This window comes from Erwinia sp. ErVv1 (assembly GCF_900068895.1).
Taxonomy (GTDB): Bacteria; Pseudomonadota; Gammaproteobacteria; order Enterobacterales; family Enterobacteriaceae; genus Erwinia.
Genome location: NZ_CDPK01000003.1, coordinates 181,834 through 198,249, shown reverse-complemented (window position 1 = coordinate 198,249; position 16,416 = coordinate 181,834). Strand labels below are relative to the sequence as shown.

Genomic DNA, 16,416 nt, shown 5'->3' with positions numbered 1-16,416 from the left:
AATTACTTGTGGTCAGTATTCATATCGTTAAGATTTTTTCCAATATCTATACCTTTCTTTGCTGCACCAGTTCCTTTGAGTATGAGAGCTGGTTTACTCATTGCCTGAACTTTCCTGTAATAATCGGAAGGAAGATAGTTGAATAGTCTCCAGGACTCAGGTTTCAAAGTTAACTTCAAAACCCCATAATACGATGTTGTAAAATCAATAGCCTGATAAGCTAAAAACCCCAATTTTTTGTCAAAGCCCATAAATTCAGCCACATCTTCATATGCATTTCGCATGAAGCTTGTTGGATTAGCACGTCCAAGAAGTTTTTCCGTACTTTCTATAGCTGAACCAGCACCATTCAGAACCAGACTACCCCCAGCTACAACTCCGATTACATTCCCAGTCGCTACAGAGCCTGCAATTAAAGTCGCACCTGCAACCATCTGCAACCCACCCAGTACAACACCTATACCCTCTATGACATAACCGATGATTTTTTCATGATCATGGTAGAACTGAACAGAAGCAGAAACTACTGCATGACCTGAACGTAGCATCCTGTCTTGTATGGTCAAATATTCATGCTCTTGCTTGAGATTCTGTATGCAAGCCTGGCACTCATTATCGGTACTCGCAGAGCGAATAACATCAAGCTGAAGAGTGATAAATGATTGAATTTCATCTTTAAAATTTATCCTTAACAGCGCGTCCTGGATATGCAGCAAGGATAGTGTATTAGCAATGCTATACAATTGATTTGCCTGAAGGTTTGCCATTGTCAGATAGTAGTCTGAAAACCTTCTGGGATTCACGTAGTTGTCCATAACCGTGCCTTTGTGTCATCATATGATCAGTACTTTATTTAAACAGATAGTATTGAGTAATCAAAGGGAGTTTTGAATATGAGTACCGATCTTTACCTGAGAATTGATAGCATCAACGGCGAGTCACAGGATTCTAACCATAAGGGCTGGATCAATATTGACTCCTTCTCCTGGGGGGCAAGCCAGGCAGGAAACATGAGTGTGGGCGGTGGTGGCGGAGCTGGAAAGGTTCAGTACCGTGATCTTACAGTACACGCCAGCATCGACAAGGCTATCCCTGCAATTATGCGTTATGTCTCCAACGGTAAACACATCAGCAAGGTTGAGCTGGCAATTTGTAAGGCCGGAGGAACTCAGATTGAGTACTGCCGTATTACTCTTGAGGATGTGCTAATCGTTGATGCAATGTTCAATGGTGCAAGTCAGCGTGATCTTGTTGGCATGACTTACCAGTTCCAGGCTGCGAAGGTCAAAACTCAGTACTGGGAACAATCGACTACTGGCGGTAAAGGACCAGAAACCCAATCAAGCTGGAACATTAAAGAAAACCGCGAATAAGCTGCATAAGACGCATTCTATGTGGTTAAAAATAACGGTTGTACTGACATTCCAGGCCGTTAGAATGCGTCTGGTAAGTACTGAAGGTCGTTATCCTGGTTCTCGCGACCCATGATTTATGTCAGTACTTCCAGACCCTGTAAATAATTCTGTGAAATTGCCACCGCATTAAAGGTGATCGCTCAGGCGGTCACCGAACTTTGATCTTACCCAGCAATAGTGGACACGCGACTAAGTGAGTAAACTCTCAACCAGAGGTGACTCATAACAATTCCCGTGACGCATACAGGGCGACAACAGTATACATAGCTCTTTCAATAAATCATCACATCAACTAATTAAAATTAATAGACAACATTCATATTTTTTTTCGAACAAATCCGAATAGGACTGAAAGTACTATCGCTATAACGACAATGAAGATTACCAGCATGATATTGCTTGCCGGGTCCATACCCCATTCATAGTCCTTTGTAATAATATTATTTGATCGCAAGACATCAAACAGTTCTGAAGAAGACCATAAATAAAGTTGGTTTACTGGTTTGATCCATGCGGTAACACAGAATGCCAATATTAAACATACTATCGCGGTAATTATTCTAAACATTACACTTCGCAAAATCCGGCACTCCTTTAACAGATACTTTTCCGTAAGCCATCAGACCAGTACGAGATCCCGGTACTTTAAACTGCTGGGTGCGAAGTAATGCCCTTCTGACTTGTTGAAAATCACTAACCTTGAAGAAAGTTATACATCCCCATGATTCACCTGAGCCATCTGGCCTTAACGGATGTAATCTGAACTGTCCACGCTTTACGCCATTTACAAAAACGCTATCTGACATGGTTTGAGCACTAAACAGGCCGAACCATTCATCGTGGTTTGTGTGGTTAACAAGATCCTTTAACTCGCGTAGCACTGTGTTGGCAAAACCTGAGGACGGCATTTTGACTATCCAGTAATCCCCAACTGGGATCGAACCGTAATCAGTGATATAGGAACAATTAATGTTATTGATGAATTTCTCACGTCCAGAAAGTACTGAGAATGTACCTATCCCATACACTGTAAGTACTGCCTTGCCTGAACGTCTGGCATCATCATCATAGGTCATACTCATTTGAATCATTATGTATTACTTTCCTGTAATCCCTATACTTAAGGAAGTATACACACTCATTCTAACTACGATCAAGGATTTAGCCTGGATGGAAAAACGAGATAGCGCCACAAATAAAGCTTTCTCTTTGCTTAAAAGCAGCTGTAACTATTTGCCAGTAATAAGACTCTTTGAACTGCCCAATGCTGTTGTCAAGCTTCAGTACCTCCTGACGAAACTGGGCCCTGTGCTGTTTACCTGGCTTCCTGTTAGTTGATACGGACATTGTCATATGAGCGACGTCTGATCGAGGGTTTACTCACTTAGCGGCGTATCCACTATTGCCGGGTAAGGCCATAGCAATTCCAAGCCTCCCTGAAGGACTCTAGCCCCTTTTATCCCCTCTGTTATTAACATTGCTGTATAAATTTTGCTTCGACCCCGGTAAAATCCCGCGCAAATTGCTGTGCTGAACTGGAAATGAGCTATGTCGCAAACTACAACAATGGCACCACGGGTCGGTTTCGTCTCGCTGGGCTGCCCAAAAAACCTGGTCGACTCTGAACGGATCCTCACCGAGTTGCGTACGGAAGGATATGAAGTTGTGCCGCGCTATGACGATGCGGAAATCGTTATCGTTAACACCTGCGGCTTTATCGACAGCGCGGTGCAGGAGTCGCTGGAAGCGATTGGCGAAGCGCTGAATGAGAACGGTAAGGTCATTGTTACCGGCTGCCTGGGCGCGAAGGAGAACCAGATCCGGGAAGTGCATCCGAAAGTGCTGGAAATTACCGGCCCTCACAGCTATGAGCAGGTGCTGTCCCACGTGCATCGCTACGTGCCTAAGCCACAGCATAATCCGTTCACCAGCCTGGTGCCGGAACAGGGCGTGAAGCTGACGCCGCGCCACTATGCCTATCTGAAAATTTCCGAAGGCTGCAACCATCGCTGCACCTTCTGCATCATCCCCTCTATGCGTGGCGATCTGGACAGCCGCCCTATCGGCTCGGTGCTCGACGAGGCCCGTCGTCTGGCGGAAGCCGGGGTCAAAGAGCTGCTGGTGATCTCGCAGGATACATCGGCCTATGGCGTCGACGTTAAACACCGTACCGGCTTCTGGAACGGTCAGCCGGTTAAAACCAGTATGGTCAGCCTGTGCGAACAGCTGGCGAAGCTGGGCGTATGGGTGCGACTGCACTACGTCTACCCTTACCCGCACGTTGACGATGTGATCCCGCTGATGGCAGAGGGCAAGCTGCTACCCTATCTCGACATTCCGCTTCAGCATGCCAGCCCACGCATTCTCAAGCTGATGAAGCGACCCGGTGCCGTAGAGCGTACGCTGGAGCGTATCAAGCGCTGGCGTCAAATTTGCCCTGAACTGACGCTTCGCTCGACCTTTATTGTCGGCTTCCCCGGCGAAACGGAAGAAGAGTTCCAGATGCTGTTGGATTTCCTTAAGGAAGCGCGGCTGGATCGCGTTGGCTGCTTCAAATACAGCCCGGTCGAAGGTGCAACGGCCAACCAGCTGCCGGACCCGGTGCCGGAGTCGGTAAAAGAGGAGCGTTACGATCGATTTATGCAGCTACAGCAGGCTATTTCTGCTGAGCGTCTGCAGGAGAAAATTGGTCGTGAGATTCTGGTGATTATCGACGAAGTGGATGAGGAAGGCGCGATTGGCCGCAGCATGGCCGACGCCCCTGAAATAGACGGCGCGGTCTATCTGAACGGAGAGTTTAGCGTGAAGCCCGGTGACATTATCCGCGTGAAGGTGGATAACGCCGACGAATACGACCTGTGGGCATCTAGAATCTAGCCTCTATTCTCCTGCTCACCGCCGGTTTCGACCGGCGGTTTTTGTATCGACAACCTCAGGTGAAGCGGCTGGCTTTAGCCAGCTACACATGACGCGGCAGGGTTTAGCCCATTACACCTGACGCGGCCAGGCTCAGCCATATTTCGCCTGGTGCGCTTTCTTCCGGGCCAGATAGTCCGCATCGGCCCGCAGCTTGTCCCACTCCGCTTTAAAAATAGCAGCAGCCGCGGCCTTCTCTTCGTTCAGCTCACGCGGGAGTACCAGGCGATCCTTATCATACTTGCGGCCGCCCTTGTGATTGGCATAGCGTCTGGCGCGGGTATACCCCATCTGAATAAACTTACGCGCCATATCCATGCCGACAAAATCATCGCTGGCGCGGTAAGCCTCAAACAGTTTCATAATTTCGTCAGCCGAGGCGCGGGCGATTTCAGGCGTGCGAAAGCGCCAGTGGGGGAGGATCTCACCCTTATAAGGCTCCACCATCAACACACCCTGCTCGCCGCGTCCTACCTGATAAAGCTCAGGATGCTGGCGGAAATCAATGCTCTTAAAGTCCTGTTCGTAATCGAATTCTTTCATCAGATCAGCTCTTTAGCTTAGGATCCAGCGCATCACGCAGGCCATCACCCAGCAGATTAAAAGCCAGAACGGTGAGAAATATCGCCAGGCTGGGGAATACCGCCACGTGTGGCGCCATCACCATATCTGCCCTGGCTTCATTAAGCATCGCCCCCCACTCCGGCGTTGGCGGCTGCGCGCCCAGCCCCAAAAACGACAGGCTGGCCGCCGTAATGATCGAGGTGCCGATTCGCATGGTGAAATAGACCACAATCGAAGAGAGGGTGCCGGGCAGAATATGGCGAACCAGGATGGTGAGATCCGATGCGCCGATGCTGCGTGCCGACTCAATATAGGTCATATGCTTCAGCACCAGGGTATTGCCCCGCACCAGGCGGGCAAAGGCCGGAATGCTGAAGATCGCGACGGCAATAATCACATTCGACATGCCGGTGCCCATGATCGCCACCACCGCAATCGCCAGCAGAATGCCGGGGAAGGCAAACAGCACATCGCTGATGCGCATGATAATGCGATCCCACCAGCCTTCGTAATAACCCGCCAGCAGGCCCAGCGCCGTGCCGATCGCAGCACCTATCGCCACCGAGACGAAACCGGAAATCAGCGACAGCCGCGTACCCAGCAGCACGCGGCTAAAAATATCTCGCCCAAGCGAGTCCACGCCGAACCAGTGCATCAGCGACGGGCCTTCCGTCAGCCTGTCGTAGTCGAAATAGTTTTCAGCATCAAACGGGGCCAGCCAGGGAGCCAGCACCGCCACCACAATCAGCAGCAGCACAAACAGACCTGCCGCTATCGCCACCGGCTGACGGCGGAAGCGCCGCCAGAACTCATGCCAGGGGGTGCGCACGCGATGCTGCGTTATAGTCGGCATCGCGGACAGCGCCGCGTTACGTCGCCAGTTTTTCATCGCGGGTCCTTATTTATAGCGAATCGCAGGGTTGATTGCGGCATAGAGCATATCGACAATCAGGTTAATCAGAATAAATTCCAGCGAGAACAGCAGCACTTCGGCCTGTACCACCGGGTAGTCGCGCATTTCAACCGAATCCACCAGCAGCCGTCCCAGGCCCGGCCAGTTAAACACTACCTCGACGACGATCGAGCCCCCCAGCAGGAAACCAAACTGCAGACCCATCATCGTCACCACCGGGATCATCGCATTGCGCAGGCCGTGCTTGACAATCACCCACGTCTCCCGCACGCCTTTCGCCCGCGCGGTACGCATATAGTCTTCCTGCATGACCTCGACAAAGGATGCGCGGGTAAAACGCGCCATGACCGCCGCTACCGCCGCACCCAGGGTTATCGACGGTAAAATATAGTGCCGCCAGCCGTCAGCACCCACCGTTGGCAGCCAGCCCAGCTGAACGGAAAATACCTGCATTAGCAGCATGCCGAGGGCAAAAGCCGGAAAGGAGATGCCCGATACGGCCAGCGTCATGCCCAGTTTATCCGGCCATTTATTGCGCCATACTGCCGACGTAATACCGATGGCCATACCAATAATCACCGACCAGACCATACTGCTTAACGTCAGCCAGAGCGTGGGGAAGAAGCGCTGCGCGATTTCGGTGGACACCGGCCGCTTAGTCACCATCGACTGCCCGAAATCGCCCTGTAGCGCGTGGGTGATAAAGTGCCAGAACTGATGGGTAATCGGCTGATCCAGCCCTAACTGCTGGCGCACCAGCGCTACCACCGTCGCATCGGCCTCAGGCCCTGCCACAAGGCGAGCCGGATCGCCCGGCAGCATATGAACAAACAGGAACACCAGAACCGCCACAATCAGCAGCGTGGGGATCAGTCCCAGTAAACGTCTGATAAAATAATTGAGCATGCGTTATCCTGCGCCTCAGACAGCCGCACCTTCCGGTGTGGAAGGTGCGGGCGTGTATCGGCGGGTTACTTCAGAGAGGCGTCGTCAAAGCTGAACGAGGTGTCAGGCATGACGTAGAAACCCGTCAGGTTTTTAGTATTGGCTGAAACCAGCTTTTCTACCACCAGCGGGGCCCAGGGCTGATCCTTCCAGATACGATCCTGCGCATCCTTATACAGCGACGCTTTTTTATCGCCGTCGGTGGTATTCAGCGCATCGGTCAGATCTTTATCCACCTGCGGATTGCTGTAAAAAGCGGTATTAAAGATGGTTGGCGGCCAGGACTGGGTGGCAAACAGCGGCGTCAGCGCCCAGTTAGCTTCGCCGGTAGAGGCAGACCAGCCGGTATAGAACATGCGTACGCCGCTCTCTTTCTGACCTTTATCCTCCACTTCCGCCGCGCGCTGCCCGGCATCCATCGCCACGACATTAACCTTGATACCGACCTGAGCCAGCTGCTGCTGGGTAAACTGCAACACCTTCTGCGCGGTACTGTGGTTATGTGAAGACCAGAGCGTGGTGGTAAACCCGTTCGGGAAGCCCGCTTCCTTCAGTAGTTCGCGCGCCTTAGCCGGGTTGTACTCAGGGGCCGGATAGGCGTGGGAATACTGAATGGCAGGCGGCACAATGCCGGTAGCCGGGGTAGCGTAGCCAGAGAAAGCTACCTTCACCAGCGCCTGACGGTTAATGGCGTAGTTAATGGCTTCGCGCACTTTAGGATTATCAAACGGCTTCTGGGTAACATTGAAGCTGATATAGCGCTGCATAATGGACGGTGAGGTCACCAGATCCAGCTTCGGATTTTTCTCCAGCAGCTTCGCCTGCTCATAGGGAATGGGGAAGGCAAAATTGGCTTCGCCGGTTTGCAGCATCGCCGCGCGGGTGTTGTTATCCACTACCGGACGCCAGGTGATGGTGTCCAGCTTCGGATAGCCCGACTTCCAGTAGCCCGCGAATTTCTTCACCTTCACAAAATCGGTTTGATTCCAGGTTTCCAGCTCGAACGGCCCGGTACCCACCGGATGGAAGCCGATATCCTTGCCGTATTTCTTCAGCGCGGTAGGCGAGATCATCGCTGCCGCCGGGCTGGCCAGCGTATTGATAAAGGCGGAGAACGGCTGTTTTAAGGTGATTTTAACCGTGGTGGGATCGACCACTTCCGTGGTGCCAACCGACTTAAACAGGTTGTAGCGCTTGAGATGGTTATCCGGGTTACTGGCGCGGTCAAGATTCACCTTCACCGCTTCAGCATTAAAGTCGGTGCCGTCCTGGAATTTAATGCCCGGGCGCAGTTTGATGGTATAGGTCAGGCCGTCGGGACTGGCCTGGTAGCTCTCGGCCAGCACGTTAGTCAGCTTCATCTCTTTATCAAAGCCAAACAGGCCCTGATAGAAGGATTTGGCAACCGACTGGGACAGCGTATCGTTGGCGTCGTAGGGGTCGAGGGTGGTGAAGTTCGATCCCACGGCAATCACCGCATCTTTTGCCGCCCAGGCCGGTAGCGCCGCCAGGCTGCCCAGAAGTCCGGCAGTTAACAGTATTTTACGTTTGCGGGTTATCATCATTTTGCATTCATCTCCTGTCCCTTCTTATTGTTGTGCTGCAATTCAGGCACCGCCGATAGCATGGCGGGCTACATAGTGTCCGGTGCTCACTTCAACCAGCTGAGCCACCTCCGGCTCGTCCCCCAGTGCACGAACCGCACTGGGAATTTCATCCACCAGCAGCGGCCTTTCGCGTCGACGATGACGGGGATCGGCCACCGGTACGGCAGACATCAGCTTGCGGGTATAGGGGTGCTGCGGATTTTCAAACACCGACTGCCGCGGCCCGATCTCCACAATCTGCCCAAGGTACATCACCGCGACGCGGTGGCTAATGCGCTCAACAATGGCCATATCGTGTGAAATAAACAGGAAGGCAATGCCAAATTCCCGCTGCAGGTCGAGCATCAGATTCACGATCTGCGCCTGAATGGAGACGTCCAGCGCGGAAACCGATTCGTCGGCAATCACTACTTTCGGGTTAAGCGCCAGCGCCCGGGCAATACAGATACGCTGACGCTGGCCGCCTGAAAACTCGTGCGGATAGCGCCGCGCATGTTCAGGGAGCAGCCCAACGCGCTGCAGCAGCCAGGCCACGCGATCTTCAGCCGCCTGGCCTTTAGCAATTCCGTGAACCAGCAGCGGCTCCATAATTGAAAAGCCGACGGTCAGCCGCGGATCGAGCGAGGCATAGGGGTCCTGGAAAATAAACTGGATGTCGCGCCGCAGATGCGAAAGCGCCGACCCGGTCAGCTGGTCAATCCGCTGGCCGTTGAAGGTGATAGAACCGCCCTGGCTTTCCACCAGCCGCAGCAGCGACCGCCCGGTGGTGGATTTGCCGCAGCCCGATTCGCCCACCAGCGCCAGCGTCTCGCCCGCATGCAGATCAAAACTGACCTTTTCTACGGCGTGGACCCGGCGCGTCACGCGGTTAAACAGGCCGCTGCGGATGTCAAAACGGGTCACCAGATCCCTGACCTGCAGGACCGGCTCCCCCTCATTTACCACGGTGTCCTGGGGTACGGCCGGGGCGGATTCTCCCTCGCTGCCCGCCAGCGGGAAATGGAGTGGGAAAGGGGTGCCAGTCATGGCACCCAGTTTGGGGACAGCGGCCAGCAGCGCGCGGGTATAGGGCTGCTGAGGACGCTGAAAAATATCCTCAACCGTGCCGGTTTCCACCACGTCGCCACGGTACATCACCTGTACGCGATCGGCCATTTCAGCCACCACGCCCATATCGTGAGTGATAAAAATCACCCCCATCTGCATCTCTTTTTGCAGTACGCGGATCAGCTGGAGGATCTGCGCCTGGATGGTGACATCCAGCGCAGTTGTCGGCTCGTCGGCAATCAGCAGCGCCGGTCGGCACGAGAGCGCCATCGCAATCATCACGCGCTGGCGCATGCCGCCCGACAGCTGGTGGGGAAAGCGGGAGAGCACGTTTTTCGCGTCGGGAATACGCACCAGATCGAGCATATGCTCCGCTTCTTTCAGCGCCTCGCGGTGGCTTTTCCCCTGATGAAGGCGCAGGGATTCGGCAATCTGCTCACCGACGGGAAACACCGGGTTCAGCGAGGTTATCGGCTCCTGAAATATCATCGCCATGTCTGCCCCGCGAATGCGCCGCAGCTGGGACTGGGGCGCGGACGTCAGTTCAACCAGCTGGTCATTGCGGCGGCGCAGCCATATTTCACCGCTGTCGATACTGCCGCCACCCTGCTCTATCAGCCGCATCAGCGCCAGCGAGGTAACGGACTTCCCGGAGCCGGACTCGCCGACAATCGCCAGCGTCTCACCGCGCTGGACGTCCAGCGAAAGGTTTTTGACCGCCCGCGTCACGTCTCCTTCCTGACGGAAGCTGACGCTCAGATCCCTCACGGACAGAACCTGGTTCGCGGCAACGGCTGCTTTATTCGTCATCCTCCTGCTCCTTATTGTTCTCCGCGCCAGGTTCTTCCCGATAGATGCTGGTAACAGGCGCCTCGCCGACATAGCCGTAACCGCGATACATTCCCTCGCAGTTAAACGGCAGCGCGACGTTACCGGTACGGTCAATGGCTATCGCGCCGCCGCTACCGCCGAGTTCGGGAACCTTGTGCAGAATAACGCGATCGCTGGCCTGCGCCAGCGTCAGCCCGCCATATTCCATCTGCGCGGCAATGTCATAGGCAGCCAGCAGCCGCATATAGACCTCACCGGTGCCGGTGCAGGAGACGGCAACGGTGGCGTTGTTGGCATAACAGCCCGCCCCGACAATCGGCGAGTCACCTACGCGGCCCGCCTGTTTATTGGTCATCCCCCCGGTTGAGGTGGCGGCGGCCAGATTCCCTTCCAGGTCGAGCGCAACCGCCCCCACGGTACCTAATTTGCGATCCGCGTCGAGCGGCTCGCCCGCGCTTCCGGCCATGGCGCCCGCTTCTCGCGCCACGTCTCCGGCCACGCCTGCGTTGTCGCGCGGCCAGCCGGCTTTTTCGCCCTCGTCAGACTCGCGATATCCCGCTGCGGCACCGCCATGATCGAGTAGCACCTGATGGGTGTTGCGCGCACGCTCAAGCTGTTCCCAGCGTGCGGCGGTGGAAAAGAAGTCAGGCGCAACCTGCTCCAGCCCCTGCCCGGCGGCAAACGTCTCCGCCCCGTCTCCAATGAGCAGAACGTGCGGGCTGTTATCCAGCACCGCCCGCGCGGCGAGGATCGGATTACGAATATGGCGAACGCCGGCAACGGCGCCAGCCTCAAGCGAGCGGCCATCCATAATAGAGGCGTCCAGCTCGTGCGTTCCCTCGTGGGTGAAGACCGCCCCTTTGCCCGCGTTGAAGAGTGGGCACTCCTCCAGCAGGCGTACCGCTTCGGTCACCGCATCCAGTGCGCTTCCTCCTGCGGCCAGCACCGCCTGACCACGGGCAACGATATCTGCCAGCGCCTGAGTGTAGTGACGTTCCTGCTCTGCGCGCATACTGGCGCGGGCAATCGCTCCTGCTCCGCCGTGGATGGCGATAACTGCTCTGACCATAGCCGGTTTACCCTGAGTGCCAAATCAGCATGGAAAACACTGAGTTAGGATGATTTTATTTAATATTAGGACGTTTTTGACTATAGGCAGGCAATAAAGTGATGTAAAGCGGAATGTTCGCTGGCTGATAATAACGAAAAGTTCTATCTCATAACTGCCGGTGCGCTTACTGCTGCCGGACGATGCATATCCTTTCCGCCGTTTACGTGACCCTGGCATGGATTCGCGCCATAATATTGCCTTCTGCTTTTACTGCCGCCCCCGATGGGGTGTGCCGGAGACACTATGGAATCCTTTACTGCGGGACTGATCTCCCTGGACGATGCGCTGGCGACCATGCTGGCACAAATTACCCCGGTCAGCGAAAGTGAAACGCTGCCTCTGATTGAGGCCGCTGGCCGCATTACCGCCGCCGACGTGGTCTCACCGGTAAACGTTCCCCCCTTCGCCAACTCGGCGATGGACGGCTATGCCCTTCGCCTGGCCGATGCGCAGGCCGACACGCTGACTGTCGCCGGAAAGGCCTTCGCCGGGGTGCCGTTTAGCGGCAGCTGGCCAGCAGGTAGCTGCATACGCATTATGACCGGCGCTCCCGTTCCTGAGGGTGCGGATGCGGTAGTCATGCAGGAGGAGACCGAACGGCAGGGCGAAGCGATCCGTCTGACGGCCACCGTTACCGCCGGGCAAAATATCCGCCTGCCGGGGGAAGATATCCGCGAAGGTGACAGTGTGCTGCGTGCGGGTACGCGCCTGGGCGCGGCGGAGCTGCCGCTGCTGGCCTCGCTGGGCGTACCGGAGGTTAAGGTGCTGCGCAGGCTTCGCGTCGCCGTTTTCTCCACGGGTGACGAGCTGCAAACCCCGGGCCAGCCGCTGGCACCGGGCCAAATCTACGACACCAACCGCCTGGCGGTAAAGCTGATGCTCGCTAAGCTGGGCTGCGAGGTTATCGATCTGGGCATTATCCGCGATGACCCGGATGCGCTTTGTGCGGCCTTTGACCAGGCAGACAGCCGTGCCGACGTCACCCTGAGCAGCGGTGGCGTGTCCGTTGGCGAGGCCGATTACACTAAACGTATGCTGGAAACACTCGGCGAAGTCACCTTCTGGAAGCTGGCGATCAAGCCTGGCAAGCCCTTCGCATTTGGACGACTCAAAAACAGCTGGTTCTGCGGACTCCCGGGCAATCCGGTATCCGCCGTGCTGACCTTTTATCAGTTGGTCCAGCCGCTGCTGGCGAAGCTAAGCGGCCAGCAGACCGCTGCCCTGCCGCCGCGCCAGCGGGTGAAGCTGGCCGGTAGGCTGAAAAAAACGCCGGGCAGGCTGGATTTCCAGCGCGGGATCCTTAGCCGCAACGATCGCGGCGAGCCTGAAGTGCGTAGCACTGGTCCCCAGGGTTCGCATGTGTTTAGCTCATTCAGTATGGCCAACTGCTTTATCGTGCTGGAGCGCGAGCGCGGCAGCGTAGAGGATGGCGAATGGGTTGAGGTTGAACCCTTTAACGCGCTGCTGGAGGGATAGGATGCTGCCCGAACTGCACGACGATGAGATCCTGCGTTATAACCGCCAGATTGTGCTGCGCGGATTTGACTTCGACGGGCAGGAGCGTCTGAAGGCCGCAAAAGCGCTGGTAGTCGGCCTGGGCGGCCTGGGCTGCGCGGCCAGCCCCTATCTGGCCTCCGCCGGAACCGGGCATCTGACCCTGCTGGACTTTGATACCGTCTCCGTTTCCAATTTGCAGCGACAGACGCTGCATACCGATGCGGATATCGGTCAGCCGAAGGTTGACTCTGCCCGCCAGCGTCTTAGCGCCCTGAATCCTCATATCAGCCTGCGCGCCATTCATGCCCGCTTAGATGACGCAGAAATGGCCGCGCTGATTGCAGAGCATCAGGTGGTGGTCGACTGCACCGACAACGTAGAGACGCGCGAACAGCTCAACCGGCTGTGCTATGCCAGCAAAGTCCCTCTGGTATCCGGAGCGGCAATCAGGATGGAGGGGCAGCTCAGCGTTTTCAGCTGGCAGGAGAGCGAGCCCTGCTACCGCTGTATCAGCAGGCTGTTCGGAGCGGAAACCCTGAGCTGCGTGGAGGCTGGCGTTATGGCACCGCTGGTTGGCGTTATTGGATCCTTGCAGGCGATGGAGGCCATTCGCATTATGGCCGATTATGGTGCGCGTCCGGCGGCTAAGCTGCTGATGTATGACGCGATGACGCTCCAGTTCCGCAGCATGAAAGTGGCAAAAGACCCGGCCTGCGAAGTCTGTGCTGGTCACACATAAATAAGTTTGTGGTCCTGATCTGGGGCTGTTTTGTTATCACTGCTGCATTTCTCAGCTAATTCAGGCGTAAACAGAACATTTCCTCTCACTGGCACTATATTTAAGCGGTAATACCCTGAGGAATTGGAGCGTTTCAATAATGTTTTCGCCACCCCGATCGCCACCTGACGTTAATATGAACAGCCTGCGAACATTAATGATCGCCTTTCTGTTTATCGTCAGCCTGGCCGTTATCCTGGTGAACGGCTGGATGATAATGGATACCTGGCAGCGCGGGGTACGGGAGACCGAAAATGACGCACGCAATCTTTCCCAGTCAGTTTCAAAACAGTCGGAAGACTCCATTTTGCAGGTGGAACTGACGCTCGAGGATCTCCGCGATCGCATTAATCTGATGGGGCTGGATACCGAGCGGCAAAGAAATATTGCCAACCTGCTTCGTGAGCGTAAAGATTCACTGCCTCAGCTGCATGGCCTGTTTATTTACGATACAACAGGCACCTGGCTGGTGACCTCCGAGGGGGTTTTACAGCAGCACAGTAACAACAGCGATCGCGAATACTTTCGCTTCCACCGACGCAGTACCGATCCCGGAATGCATATTGGTAAGGTTATTCGCAGCCGCTCGACGGGCGACCTGGTTATCCCCCTCTCCATGCGCTTAAGTAATCTGGACGGTTCCTTTCGCGGCGTGCTGCTGGCCACGCTGCGTATTGATTATTTTCGGCAGATATTTAGCTATTACAATATAGGCGACCAGGGGCTGATGGCGCTGATGCTTAACAACGGCACCGTGCTATATGCGCGTCCTTTCCCGGACAATACCATCAACCTCAATATTTCCAATAGTCCGCTGTTTAATCGACTGCTGAAAAGCGCCTCCAGCGGTACGGCCACCTATAAGGCCACTCTGGACGGCGTAGAGCGAATATTTGGCTATGCCACGCTGAAGCGATACCCATTGGTTGTGACCGTCGCCTACGGCAGTGCACAGCTGCGGCAGGCCCTGATGGCCAATCTGGTGATGTATCTTGTGCTCTGCGTGATGCTGCTGTTGGTGATTGTTGCGATGGGCTACCTTCTGCTGCGCAATCTTAGCAAGCATATTCAGGATCAAATGGAGCTGGCGCAGGTTCGCGATCAGCTCACCGCAATGAATCATACGCTGCAAACGCTGGCGCTGGTCGATAGCCTGACCGGGCTTGCCAACCGACGCCGGTTCGATCTGTGGCTGGATCGTGCTCTGTTGCGGGCTAACAAGCTGAAAACGCCGATTGCGCTGCTGATGATCGACGTCGATTTTTTCAAGCGTTTCAATGATACCTACGGACACCTGGCCGGAGACGAGTGTCTGAAGCAGGTCGGCAGCGCCCTGTTGCAGCTGGTGCGCGGTCCTGAAGATCTCGTTACGCGCTACGGGGGTGAGGAGTTTGCGGTCATTCTGCCCGGTAGCGAGCGCGAGGAAGCGCTGCGCTATGCCCATAATGCCGTTGACGCTATCGCAGCGCTGGCGATTCCGCATTCCAGTACCGATATAGAGAGTAAGCTGGTTACCGTGAGCGTTGGGGTGCAGGTTATCGGGGGCGGCAGCGGTGATGCCACGCGTCAGGCGCTGATCGGTCTGGCGGATAAAGCACTTTACAGGGCGAAGGCGTCGGGAAAAAACCGGGTCGGTGAGGCGTAGTCGTAAATTATGTAGCGACAGTGCCGATGCGGCATTGACTCAGTGCCGTCGCCTGCGGGTTGTGCCTGATGCTGCACAGGCCTGGGGTGTCGCCAGCGGGTTGTGCCCGGTGTTGCACAGGCCTGGGGTGTCGCCTGCGGGTGGTGCCCGGTGCTGCACAGGCCTGGGGTGTCGCCAACGGGTGGAGCCCGGTGCTGCACAGACCTGGGGTGTCGCCAACGGGTGGAGCCCGGTGCTGCACAGGCCTGGGGTGTCGCCAACGGGTGGGGCCCGGTGCTGCACAGGCCTGGGGTGTCGCCAACGGGTGGAGCCCGGTGCTGCACAGGCCTGGGGTGTCGCCAACGGGTGGGGCCCGGGGCCTGGCGGTCCTCGCGCCGCGCGTGGCGCGGTGCCTTCGCTCCGCTCGTCGACCTTTCGGAGCGGGCAGTGACGGGACATCCCTGTCCCGGCATGCCCTTGTGCCAGCATCCCTGCTGGCCCATCCGGGTCTTCCTCTCTGCACTCAGCGCTGCGGAATGCCTGTCACCGGGCCCCACCCGTCTGCTCCTTTGCATTTTGCTGGCTGCGGTTACGGGCGGTGTCGTGAGTCACAGGCGATTCTTGGGCAGGTTTAAAGCAAAGAGAACTCTGCAAATAAGACAACCTCCGTGCCAAAGCTTCAGGGCCGTAGCCTGGGGGTTGCGCACGATGCGCTAAAGGCTCAGTGCTGTCGCCTGCGGGTTGTGCCTTGCCAGGTAAAGGCTCAGTGCCATCGCCAATGGGGGCCTGGTTAGCTAAAGGCCTGTTGCATTCGCCTACGGGTGCTGCACAGGCCTGGGGTGTCGCCAACGGGTGGTGCCCGGTGCCAGGCGGTCCTCGCGCCGCGCGTTGCGCGGTGCCTTCGCTCCGCTCGTCGACCTTTCGGAGCGGGCATGACGGCACATCCCTGNGTGCTGGCTGCGGTTAAGGGCGGTGTCGGAGATTCCCGGAAACTCTTCGCCAGATATGAATGCGTACAGGAAATATGCAATGACCAAAATAGTTGGGATTTGAAGAAAATTAGAAGACTGAGAGTGCACAGTTTATTGTGACGGGTTTTTTTGTGGTGCAGATAAATGACCTAAATAGCGGCACCAAAAACTAAATCGAAAAGTGAGCCGAATCCTGC

Annotated in this window: 13 protein-coding genes; 5 read left to right on the top strand and 8 right to left on the bottom strand. The window is 55.8% G+C overall.

Going from position 1 to position 16,416, the window contains the following annotated elements; translation table 11 throughout:
- Window positions 1-2: 2 nt before the first annotated feature.
- A complete protein-coding gene (locus tag A1830_RS05135) occupies window positions 3-815 on the bottom strand; it encodes a DUF4225 domain-containing protein (RefSeq protein WP_067702718.1) in 813 nt (270 codons plus the stop codon).
- Between the two features lie 78 nt (window positions 816-893).
- On the opposite strand from A1830_RS05135, the gene A1830_RS05130 reads away from it, so the two are divergent.
- On the top strand, window positions 894-1,373 hold the full coding sequence (locus tag A1830_RS05130; protein WP_067702715.1) for an Hcp family type VI secretion system effector: 480 nt from the start codon (window positions 894-896) through the stop codon (window positions 1,371-1,373).
- A 602-nt stretch (window positions 1,374-1,975) separates the two neighbouring features.
- Here A1830_RS05130 and A1830_RS05120 read toward each other — a convergent pair.
- Window positions 1,976-2,506: a DUF2778 domain-containing protein gene (locus tag A1830_RS05120; protein ID WP_067702710.1), complete on the bottom strand. Its 531-nt coding sequence runs from the start codon at window positions 2,504-2,506 to the stop codon at window positions 1,976-1,978.
- A 457-nt stretch (window positions 2,507-2,963) separates the two neighbouring features.
- Here A1830_RS05120 and rimO point away from each other — a divergent pair, with 457 nt between their 5' ends.
- The gene (rimO, locus tag A1830_RS05110; protein ID WP_067702704.1) at window positions 2,964-4,292 is read left to right on the top strand and encodes a 30S ribosomal protein S12 methylthiotransferase RimO; all 1,329 of its coding nucleotides are present in this window, start codon (window positions 2,964-2,966) and stop codon (window positions 4,290-4,292) included.
- Window positions 4,293-4,424: 132 nt separating this feature from the next.
- Here the strand turns inward: rimO and A1830_RS05105 are convergent, their stop codons facing one another.
- From A1830_RS05105 to A1830_RS05080, 6 genes are all read right to left on the bottom strand, one after another.
- The gene (locus A1830_RS05105) at window positions 4,425-4,874 is read right to left on the bottom strand and encodes a DUF4385 domain-containing protein (protein WP_067702701.1); all 450 of its coding nucleotides are present in this window, start codon (window positions 4,872-4,874) and stop codon (window positions 4,425-4,427) included.
- Between the two features lie 4 nt (window positions 4,875-4,878).
- Window positions 4,879-5,784 (bottom strand): glutathione ABC transporter permease GsiD, encoded by a 906-nt coding sequence (gene gsiD, locus A1830_RS05100; RefSeq protein ID WP_067702698.1) that lies wholly within the window; start codon window positions 5,782-5,784, stop codon window positions 4,879-4,881.
- A gap of 9 nt (window positions 5,785-5,793) precedes the next feature.
- Complete coding sequence (gsiC, locus tag A1830_RS05095; RefSeq protein WP_067702695.1) at window positions 5,794-6,714, bottom strand: glutathione ABC transporter permease GsiC; 921 nt, start codon at window positions 6,712-6,714, stop codon at window positions 5,794-5,796.
- A gap of 65 nt (window positions 6,715-6,779) precedes the next feature.
- Complete coding sequence (gene gsiB / locus A1830_RS05090) at window positions 6,780-8,318, bottom strand: glutathione ABC transporter substrate-binding protein GsiB (protein WP_156484943.1); 1,539 nt, start codon at window positions 8,316-8,318, stop codon at window positions 6,780-6,782.
- A 42-nt stretch (window positions 8,319-8,360) separates the two neighbouring features.
- Entirely contained in the window at window positions 8,361-10,217 is a 1,857-nt protein-coding gene (gsiA, locus tag A1830_RS05085) for a glutathione ABC transporter ATP-binding protein GsiA (RefSeq protein ID WP_067702692.1), read from the bottom strand.
- Window positions 10,207-11,307, bottom strand: a complete 1,101-nt coding sequence (locus tag A1830_RS05080) for an isoaspartyl peptidase/L-asparaginase (protein ID WP_067702689.1) — start codon at window positions 11,305-11,307, stop codon at window positions 10,207-10,209. Before A1830_RS05080 ends, gsiA begins: the two co-directional genes overlap by 11 nt.
- 285 nt (window positions 11,308-11,592) lie before the next feature.
- Between A1830_RS05080 and moeA the strand changes: the two genes are divergently transcribed.
- The 3 genes from moeA to A1830_RS05065 all read left to right on the top strand — a co-directional run bounded on the left by moeA (window position 11,593) and on the right by A1830_RS05065 (window position 15,269).
- Complete coding sequence (gene moeA / locus A1830_RS05075; RefSeq protein WP_067702686.1) at window positions 11,593-12,825, top strand: molybdopterin molybdotransferase MoeA; 1,233 nt, start codon at window positions 11,593-11,595, stop codon at window positions 12,823-12,825.
- Window position 12,826: 1 nt separating this feature from the next.
- Window positions 12,827-13,585 carry a molybdopterin-synthase adenylyltransferase MoeB gene (gene moeB, locus A1830_RS05070; RefSeq protein ID WP_067702684.1) on the top strand — a complete coding sequence of 253 codons (759 nt, stop codon included), beginning with the start codon at window positions 12,827-12,829 and terminating at the stop codon, window positions 13,583-13,585.
- A 139-nt stretch (window positions 13,586-13,724) separates the two neighbouring features.
- Window positions 13,725-15,269 carry a sensor domain-containing diguanylate cyclase gene (locus tag A1830_RS05065; protein ID WP_067702681.1) on the top strand — a complete coding sequence of 515 codons (1,545 nt, stop codon included), beginning with the start codon at window positions 13,725-13,727 and terminating at the stop codon, window positions 15,267-15,269.
- Window positions 15,270-16,416: the final 1,147 nt, after the last annotated feature.

Coding starts and splice junctions, on each gene's coding strand:
- rimO (WP_067702704.1), top strand. CDS start 2,964: ATGTCGCAAACTACAACAATGGCACCACGGGTCGGTTTCGTCTCGCTG.
- A1830_RS05105 (WP_067702701.1), bottom strand. CDS start 4,874: ATGAAAGAATTCGATTACGAACAGGACTTTAAGAGCATTGATTTCCGC.
- A1830_RS05135 (WP_067702718.1), bottom strand. CDS start 815: ATGGACAACTACGTGAATCCCAGAAGGTTTTCAGACTACTATCTGACA.
- moeB (WP_067702684.1), top strand. CDS start 12,827: ATGCTGCCCGAACTGCACGACGATGAGATCCTGCGTTATAACCGCCAG.
- moeA (WP_067702686.1), top strand. CDS start 11,593: ATGGAATCCTTTACTGCGGGACTGATCTCCCTGGACGATGCGCTGGCG.
- A1830_RS05080 (WP_067702689.1), bottom strand. CDS start 11,307: ATGGTCAGAGCAGTTATCGCCATCCACGGCGGAGCAGGAGCGATTGCC.
- A1830_RS05120 (WP_067702710.1), bottom strand. CDS start 2,506: ATGATTCAAATGAGTATGACCTATGATGATGATGCCAGACGTTCAGGC.
- gsiA (WP_067702692.1), bottom strand. CDS start 10,217: ATGACGAATAAAGCAGCCGTTGCCGCGAACCAGGTTCTGTCCGTGAGG.
- gsiC (WP_067702695.1), bottom strand. CDS start 6,714: ATGCTCAATTATTTTATCAGACGTTTACTGGGACTGATCCCCACGCTG.
- A1830_RS05130 (WP_067702715.1), top strand. CDS start 894: ATGAGTACCGATCTTTACCTGAGAATTGATAGCATCAACGGCGAGTCA.
- A1830_RS05065 (WP_067702681.1), top strand. CDS start 13,725: ATGTTTTCGCCACCCCGATCGCCACCTGACGTTAATATGAACAGCCTG.
- gsiB (WP_156484943.1), bottom strand. CDS start 8,318: ATGATGATAACCCGCAAACGTAAAATACTGTTAACTGCCGGACTTCTG.
- gsiD (WP_067702698.1), bottom strand. CDS start 5,784: ATGAAAAACTGGCGACGTAACGCGGCGCTGTCCGCGATGCCGACTATA.